Raw genomic sequence first — 7,453 nt, forward strand, 5'->3', positions numbered from 1 at the left:
TATCAGTCCGAGGACGGCAGCTTCTTGGCGTCCTTGACCACCATCGGGCGGCCGTCGACCGACAGCGAGCCCTCGCCCGCCTTGGCGCAGAGCGCCTCCAGCCCAGTCTCGGCGTCGATGTAACGCTTGCCCAGCAGGCTGCCCCCGGCATGGTCCGGGGCGACCGTGGCGCCTTGCGGACGCTCATCGGCCGGCCCCAGCATCGGGACCCCGCCACAGGCCAGCACGACCTCGGCGTTCGGCGGGCGCACGACCACCGCCTCGGCGGCGCAGACGGCGCTCTTCCAGCGCGAGCCAGGTTTCAGGTTCATGCTCCGACGGCCTCCAACTGCGGCGTGACGCCAAGGTCGCGCGCGACCCGCTCCAGGCCGGCGATCTTTTCCTCGAGGCTGAGCTCGTCGGTGTTCGGCCAGACGTTCGGACCCCAGAGCACGATATTGTCAAAGCCCTCGCGCAGGAACCCGCCAACCTCGTCGGGATCGGCGGAGTGGGGACGGACATAGTATTCGAACGGCCGCCCTGCGGTGCCCCGCGCCTGGCGTTCACGCTCGATGACCGCGCGCAGTTCCAGCGCTTCCTCCAGCGACACCATGGCCGAATTGATCCAGGCGTCGGCCACCTCGGCCACCCGGCGCAGGGCCGGGCCGGTGTTGCCGCCGCAGACCAGCGGCACCTTCACCGCGTGGGGCGATATCTGCAGGGACTCGAAGGCGAAGTGTTTGCCGGAATGGGCGAAGAAGCCGCCGGCCCAGGCCTTCTTGAGGATCTCGATGGTCTCGTCCAGTCGCGCGCCGCGCTCGTTGAACGGCACGCCGATGGCGTCGAACTCCTCCTTCAGCCAGCCCGCCCCGGTTCCCAGTAGGAATCGGCCGCCGGAGATGTCGTGGGCGGTCACCGTGTGGCGCGCCAGGATCAGCGGATTGTTCATCGGCACGATGCAGATCGCCGTGCCGATCTTCAGCCGCTTGGTGGCGCCGGCCACCGCCCCCAGCAGGAACCAGGGATCGTAGATCCGTACGTCGGGCGCGATGATCTTGGATTCGCTGGCGGAGCCCTCCTTGGTCGGGTGGTGGCTGCCGTAGTTCTCCGGGATCACGTAGTGCTCGCCGAACCACAGGCCCTCGAAGCCCAACCGATCCGCGTGGACCGCGAGGTTCATCATGTCCTGCGGCGAATAGTTGTAGGTGGTGATCCCGACGGTGGGTCTGCGGCTCACGATTGTCTCACTCCCCGATTTTCTTGTTTTGTCACGCCGCCGGTCGCCATTGCGGCAAGGTCGGTCCGTTCGGAAGCGCCTGGAACCAGACCTCCATAGGCATGTCGGCCACCAGTGGCGGGGTCCCGTCCATATGGCCGATCAGACGTACCTCCGGCGCGTCGTCCAGTTCCACCACCACCAGGGTGTAGGGCGCCGGAAAGGCCGGGTGGATCTGATGGGTGACCGTGGTCCAGGCGTGCAGCCTTCCGGTCCCCTCGGCGTTGCGCCAAGCGGTGTCCCAGGCCCCGCAATAGGGACAATGGGCGGTCGGCGGATGCAGGGCGTGGTCGCAGGCGTTGCAGGCCCGGAAGACCAGGCGTCCCTCCGCCGCGGCCTCGAAGAATTCGTGGGTTTCTCGATCGGTGACGTTCGGGAACAGAGGATGAATGGTCATCATGACGCCTTTCGAAAGACGACGCTTGAGCCGACCGGCAGGGGTCCGCCGGTGACCAGGCAGGTTTCCGCCCCCGCGATCTGCATGTCGGCCTCGCCGCGCAGTTGCCGCACGGCCTGGACGATGTGGTTCATGCCGTGGACATAGCCCTCCGACAGGTGGCCGCCGCCGGTGTTGATCGGCAGGCTGCCGTCGCGGCGGATCGCCCCGCTGGCCGCGAAGGGCCCGCCCTCTCCCTTGGCGCAGAACCCATAGGCCTCGAGCTGCAGGATCACGCTGATGGTGAAACAGTCATAGAGCTGGGCGATGTCGATCTCGGAGGGACCGAGGCCCGCGCGCTTCCATAGCGTCTCGCCCGCGCGGCGGCCGCCGAGGTCGGTCATGTCCTGCCGCGTCACCACCGGGAACATCATCCCCGCCCGCCGGTCAGGCGGCGCGCCGCCCGCGACGCCGGAGATCAGCACCGACGGCTTGCGTAGGTCGCGGGCCCGCTCGGCGGTGGTGATCACCACGGCGCAGGCGCCGTCGGACTCCAGGCAGAAGTCGAAGAGCCGCAAGGGCGTGGAGATCATCCGGGCCGACAGGTACTCGTCCATGGTCAGCGGCTTGGACTGCATCTGGGCGTGCGGCGTCAGGTTGGCGTGCTCGCGGCAGGCCAGGGCCACCGCGCCCAGTTGCTCGGCCGTGGTGCCGTATTCCAGCATGTGGCGCTGGGCCATCAGGGCGAAGGTCTGCCCCGCGCTCAGCAGGCCATAGGGCAGGTAGTATTCGTCATAGGTGCCGAAACCGCCGACCGTCTCGGCGCCGACCCGCTGGCCCGAGCCGCCCAGGCGCGCCTCGGAGCGTCCGTTGAGCGAACGGAAGGCGATCACCGTCTTGGCCTGGCCCGACAGGATAGCGCCGATGGCCAGGCCCATCATCATGCAGGGCGCGACCCCGCCCGGCCCGGTGTCGCCCCAGTAGCTGAGATTGTTCACGCCGAGCGCCGCGGCGAGGCTGTAGGGCGTGACCGTGTCGACGTCGGCCCGGACGATGCCGTCCACGTCGTCGACGGTCAGGCCGGCGTCCTCCAGGGCCTTGAGCGCGGCCTCGGTGGCGAGCGACAGGACGCTGCGGCCGGAGTCCCGCGCGAAGGCCGTCTGGCCGATCCCGGCGACGGCGCACTTGTCGCGCCCGAGGAAGGCGGTCTCATCGTCCAGCATCAGGCGTGCTCCGTGGTCTTGGTCGCGAACTCGGCCAGCACGGCCTTGGTGTCGGCCCCCAGCTTCGGCGCCGCTGTGCGCGCCACCTCGCCGAAGGTCGAGAAGCGATAGGCCGCGCCGGGATAGGGGACGGTCCCGACGCCCTCGTGCTCGACGTCGACGAAGAACTTTCGGGCGATCAGATGCTCGTCGGCGAACAGGTCCTCAGGCGCGTTCAGCACACCGATGGGCAGGCCCATGGCCTGGCCTTCCTTGTACATTTCGTCCGATCCGTGGACGAGGAAGAAGCACTCCACCAACTCCTGGATCTGGTCGAAATTGGCCTGCCGGTAGGCGACGTCGGAAAAGTCCGGCTCGGTGAGCTGGGCGGCCATGCCGTGGCCGTCCATCCAGCGAACGAGGGCCTCCCAGGACTTGGGCTCAGCGACGATCAGCACGAAATAGACGAAGCGGTCGTCGGCGCAGCGGAACAGGGCCGGCTGGGTCGGCGAGGGCTGGGCGTGGCGGCAGGTCTGCCGCTTCACCTGGACCTTCGGATAGAACCAGTAGGGATTGGCCAGCTCCACATTGACCGCGCAGGCCTCGTGCATGGAGACGTCGAGCAGCTGGCCGAGGCCCGTCTTCTGCCGTTCCAGCAGGGCCAGCATCACCGCGATGTGGGCAAAGCTGGCGGCGGAGTGGTAGCCCTGATTGCCGCCAGGCCGGATCGGCGGGATCGAGTGGTCGTCATAGCCGCAACTGTTCAGCGGCCCGCCCGCGGCCAGGGCCACGAGGTCGGAAGACTTGTAGTCCGCCCAGGGCCCGGTCAGACCGAAGGCGGTCACCGACAGCACGATAAGCTTCGGGAAGGTCTGCGTCAGGGCCTCGAGGTCGAGCCCAGCCGCCTTCAGGGCGGCGGGCTGCAGGGTGCAGACGAAGATGTCGGCGCGGCCCAGCAGGGCCACCAGCGGCGCGGTCCCGTCCGGTCCGCCCAGGTGGACGGTCACGCTGGCCTTGTTGGAATTGTAGAACCAGAAATTGAGGCTGGCGTCCGGCCCGGTCTGGCCCCTGGCGAAAGGGCCGACCGCGCGGGACGGCGCGCCCTGCGGCGGCTCGAGCTTGATCACCCGCGCACCCATCTCGGCCAGCAGCCGGCCGACATATTCGCCGGCCGGATCCTCGGCCAGTTCGATCACGTTCAGGCCGGTCAGGGGGTGCGGCAGTCCGGATTGCGGCTGCATCTCAGATCACCCCCTCGGCGGCCAGCTCTTCGTATTCGTCGTCCTCCACCCCCAGCAGGGTCTTGAAGACATGAGCGTTGTCCTCGCCCAGCAGCGGCGCGGAGCGCCAGTTCTCCTGCACCGTTCGCGAGAACTGGACCGGCGTGCCTTCGAACAGCGCCTCGCCGATCACCGGATGGTCCAGCTCGAAGAACAGGCCGCGGCCGGCGATCTGCGGGTCATGGTCGATGGTGTCCTCGGTGGTCTGCACCGCCCCGGCCGCCACGCCCCGCGCCTGCAGGGCGTGCATCAGCTCGTGGCGGTCCTTGTCGCGGGTCCACTCCGCCAGCCGAGCGTCCAGCGCTTCCTGGTTGGCGAAGCGCGCCGCCTGGCTGGAAAAGCGCGGATCGCGCGTCCAGTCCTGGTCGCCGATCGCCGAGCGCAAACCCCGCCACTCCTGGTCGTTGAACACCGCGATGGCGATCCAGCGATCGGACCCCGCGCAGGGATAGACCCCGTGCGGCGCCGCGTCCGGGTGTTCCAGCCGGTTGCCGGGGGGATAGTCGGGCCCGCGGGTCGAGCGGCCATTCACCGCCACATCCAGCAGGATCGGGCCCAGCAGGTTGATCCCGGCCTCCACCGCCGAGACGTCGATCTCCGCGCCGACGCCGGTGATGTTGCGGTGGTAGATCGCCGTCAGCAGGGCCGAGGCGTTGAAGAAGGCGGCCTCGTTGTCCATGTAGGACAGCCCCCAGCCGGAGGGCTCCTCGCCCGGCAGGCCGCTGATGTGGGAGATGCCGCTGACCGCCTGCACCACCGGCCCGTAGCTGCGGTATTCCGCGTGCGGCCCGGAATGGCCGAAACCGCTCATCCGGGCGAAGATCACGTTGGGCGACAGCTCGTTCAGCCGGTCATAGACCAGGCCCCAGCGCTCCATCACCCCGGGGGCGAAGTTCTCGGTCACCACGCTGGAGGCGGCGATCAGCCGGTCGGCCAGCGCCCGGCCCTTGGCCGTGCGCATGTTGATGGTCACGCCCAGCTTGTTGCGATTGTAGTTGTTGAACAGGCCGCCCTTGTTGGGATCGGGATTGGCGTCCTCCTCCCCATAGGTCCGGGCCTCGCCCTTATAGATCGGCAGGCGCCTGGGCATGTCGAGCCGGTTGCGGTCCTCGATGCGGATCACCTCGGCGCCGAAATCGGCTAGCAGGCGGGTGGCGCAGGCGCCCACCCCCATCCAGCAGAAATCGGCCACCCGCACGCCGGCCAGCGGACCCTGGCGAGCCCTAGGCCGACGCGAATCGGCGGCGATCTGGGATGAGAGATGGGGGGCGCCCGAGGCGCTCTGCTGCTGCATGATCACTGCGCCCGGACCGGGGCTCCTCCGCTCGGACATGGTTGTTTGCGAGCCGCGGCCCGGCCTCCTGGAGACCGATGGGGCGCCGAAGTTCGCCTTCGTCCGTTATAATCATCATTATGAACTTGAGTTGCTCGATGTCAATGTCACGATGCTGGCGGGAAGTCTCCGTGTGTCCTAATTAGGGTACGTCGCCGGCTTGGTTCGGACCGCCACCAAGGGCGGGCCGTCAGACGGGATTAGCTGTTAGGGGATTGCGACCATGCCGCCACGTCCAAGGGCTCGCGGTCAGGAGAAAACGATGCCGGCCTCGCCGCCGCCGAAGGCCCCGCGACCGCTCGGCGCCTGGGAGATGACCCGCCGAACCTCCAAAACGTCCGAGATCGTGGCGCTGGAGATCGTCCGCGACGTGGTCTCCCAGAAGCTCAAGCCAGGCGATCGCCTGCCGCTCGAGGCCGAGATGCTCATCCAGTACCGGGTCAGCCGCTCCTCCCTGCGCGAAGCCCTGAGGCTGCTCGAGGTCCAGGGCCTGATCGCCATCCGCCCCGGGCCGGGCTCGGGCACCGTGGTCGGCCAGGTGCTGCCCGGCAATCTTGCCCGCACGCTCACCCTCTATCTGCACATGTCGGGCGCGACCTATGACGAGCTGCTCAACGCCTGGAGCGCCAGCGAGCCGATGCTGGCCCGGCTGGCGGCGCAGAATCCCGATCGCGCCCTGGTGCGTGAGACCCTCACACCGTTCCTCTCCGAGGACCATGGCGGCAAGCACGGCAAGTGGGAGGTCGTCGAGGGGCTGGACTTCCACGAACGCGTCGCCGACCTCGCCGCCAATCCAGTCCTCGCCCTGGTCCTGAATTCGATCGGCTACATCGTCACCGAGCAGGTGCTGACCAACGCCGAGCGCGGCGAGCTGGAGGAGAGGATCGTCCACGATCACAGCCAACTGGCCGAAGCCATGATCGCCGGCGACGCCGACAAGGCCGCTCGCCTGATGGCTGAGCACGTTCGCCACATCGTCGAGGACTTCAAATCCTTCTGGCCGCGCAAGGTCGGCGAGAAGATCCAGTGGCGCTAATCGGCTAGAGCGTGACCGCTCTTAGCTGAATCGGGATTCCGGATATCTGCGGATCATGATTCAAGGTCCAGGCTGGGCAGGAGGCCAGCTTGGATGGGTCGGCCGTATTCTCTGGATCTTCGGGATCGCGTGGCTCGGTTCGTGGTGGCGGGCGGGACCTGCCGTGAAGCGGCGGAGCGGTTCGGGGTAGGCGTGGCGACGGCGGTGCGCTGGTCGCAGCGGTTGCGGACCACGGGCAGCGCTGCGGCGCGTCCCATGGGCGGAGCCCGGCCGCTGGTGCTGGCCGGTGAGCGAGATTGGCTCATGGGACGGATCGCCGAGGCGCCGGACCTGACGCTGCGAGCGATCCGGGCCGAGCTGGCGGATCGCGGCGTGATGGTCAGCTACGACGCGGTGTGGCGCTTCTATCTGCGCCAAGGCGTGACGTTCAAAAAAAAGCCTGCACGCCGTCGAACAGGACCGTCCGGACGTGGCCAGGAAGCGCGACCGCTGGAGACGCTACCAGGCCAGGCTTGATCCCCGCCGCCTGGTGTTCATCGACGAGACCTGGGCCAAGACCAACATGACCCGCAGCCACGGCCGCTGCGCCAGGGGCCAACGGTTGGTGGCCAAGGTCCCGCACGGCCACTGGAAGACCATGACCTTCGTCGCCGCCCTGCGCTGCGACCAGATCACCGCCCCGGTCGTGCTCGACCAACCCATCAACGGCGAGTGGTTCAGGGCCTATGTCGAGCAGGCCCTGGTCCCCACTCTCAAGCCGGGCGACGTGGTGGTCATGGACAACCTCGGCAGCCACAAGGGCAAGGCCGTCCGACGCGCCATCCGCCGGGCCGGCGCCCACCTGCTCTTCCTGCCGCCCTACAGCCCCGACCTGAACCCCATCGAGCAGGTCTTCGCCAAGCTGAAGACCCTGCTGCGCAAGGCCGCCGAACGCACCGTCGAGGCCACCTGGCGCCGCATCGGCCAACTCC

8 protein-coding genes are annotated in these 7,453 nt (G+C 68.3%); 2 read left to right on the forward strand and 6 right to left on the reverse strand.

What is annotated here, in order from left to right:
- Window positions 1-2: 2 nt before the first annotated feature.
- From Q8Q88_RS11710 to Q8Q88_RS11735, 6 genes are read right to left on the reverse strand one after another with little or no spacing between them, the layout of a single operon-like run.
- On the reverse strand, window positions 3-311 hold the full coding sequence (locus tag Q8Q88_RS11710; protein ID WP_305675365.1) for a hypothetical protein: 309 nt from the start codon (window positions 309-311) through the stop codon (window positions 3-5).
- Window positions 308-1,216 carry a TIGR03619 family F420-dependent LLM class oxidoreductase gene (locus Q8Q88_RS11715; RefSeq protein WP_305675366.1) on the reverse strand — a complete coding sequence of 303 codons (909 nt, stop codon included), beginning with the start codon at window positions 1,214-1,216 and terminating at the stop codon, window positions 308-310. Before Q8Q88_RS11715 ends, Q8Q88_RS11710 begins: the two co-directional genes overlap by 4 nt.
- 31 nt (window positions 1,217-1,247) lie before the next feature.
- Window positions 1,248-1,652 carry a Zn-ribbon domain-containing OB-fold protein gene (locus tag Q8Q88_RS11720; RefSeq protein ID WP_305675367.1) on the reverse strand — a complete coding sequence of 135 codons (405 nt, stop codon included), beginning with the start codon at window positions 1,650-1,652 and terminating at the stop codon, window positions 1,248-1,250.
- Complete coding sequence (locus Q8Q88_RS11725) at window positions 1,652-2,854, reverse strand: transporter (RefSeq protein WP_305675368.1); 1,203 nt, start codon at window positions 2,852-2,854, stop codon at window positions 1,652-1,654. The genes Q8Q88_RS11720 and Q8Q88_RS11725 overlap by 1 nt, the downstream gene beginning before the upstream one ends.
- Window positions 2,854-4,074, reverse strand: coding sequence for a CaiB/BaiF CoA-transferase family protein (locus Q8Q88_RS11730; RefSeq protein WP_305675369.1), 1,221 nt, complete (start codon window positions 4,072-4,074; stop codon window positions 2,854-2,856). The genes Q8Q88_RS11725 and Q8Q88_RS11730 overlap by 1 nt, the downstream gene beginning before the upstream one ends.
- A gap of 1 nt (window position 4,075) precedes the next feature.
- Window positions 4,076-5,407 (reverse strand): CaiB/BaiF CoA-transferase family protein, encoded by a 1,332-nt coding sequence (locus tag Q8Q88_RS11735; protein ID WP_305675370.1) that lies wholly within the window; start codon window positions 5,405-5,407, stop codon window positions 4,076-4,078.
- 301 nt (window positions 5,408-5,708) lie between these two features.
- Here Q8Q88_RS11735 and Q8Q88_RS11740 point away from each other — a divergent pair, with 301 nt between their 5' ends.
- Entirely contained in the window at window positions 5,709-6,482 is a 774-nt protein-coding gene (locus Q8Q88_RS11740; protein WP_305675371.1) for a FadR/GntR family transcriptional regulator, read from the forward strand.
- Window positions 6,483-6,575: 93 nt separating this feature from the next.
- Window positions 6,576-7,453, forward strand: a protein-coding gene (locus tag Q8Q88_RS11745) for an IS630 family transposase (protein ID WP_305675372.1) whose coding sequence is annotated in 2 segments (ribosomal slippage) — window positions 6,576-6,911 and window positions 6,913-7,453 — 877 coding nt annotated over the 2 segments. Because the reading frame shifts where the segments join, the coding sequence is not laid out codon by codon here. This gene is flagged as partial in the annotation.

The sequence above is a fragment of the Phenylobacterium sp. genome (assembly GCF_030697925.1).
In the GTDB taxonomy this organism is placed as follows: domain Bacteria; phylum Pseudomonadota; class Alphaproteobacteria; order Caulobacterales; family Caulobacteraceae; genus Phenylobacterium.

Coding starts and splice junctions, on each gene's coding strand:
- Q8Q88_RS11740 (WP_305675371.1), top strand. CDS start 5,709: ATGCCGGCCTCGCCGCCGCCGAAGGCCCCGCGACCGCTCGGCGCCTGG.
- Q8Q88_RS11710 (WP_305675365.1), bottom strand. CDS start 311: ATGAACCTGAAACCTGGCTCGCGCTGGAAGAGCGCCGTCTGCGCCGCC.
- Q8Q88_RS11720 (WP_305675367.1), bottom strand. CDS start 1,652: ATGACCATTCATCCTCTGTTCCCGAACGTCACCGATCGAGAAACCCAC.
- Q8Q88_RS11725 (WP_305675368.1), bottom strand. CDS start 2,854: ATGCTGGACGATGAGACCGCCTTCCTCGGGCGCGACAAGTGCGCCGTC.
- Q8Q88_RS11735 (WP_305675370.1), bottom strand. CDS start 5,407: ATGCAGCAGCAGAGCGCCTCGGGCGCCCCCCATCTCTCATCCCAGATC.
- Q8Q88_RS11730 (WP_305675369.1), bottom strand. CDS start 4,074: ATGCAGCCGCAATCCGGACTGCCGCACCCCCTGACCGGCCTGAACGTG.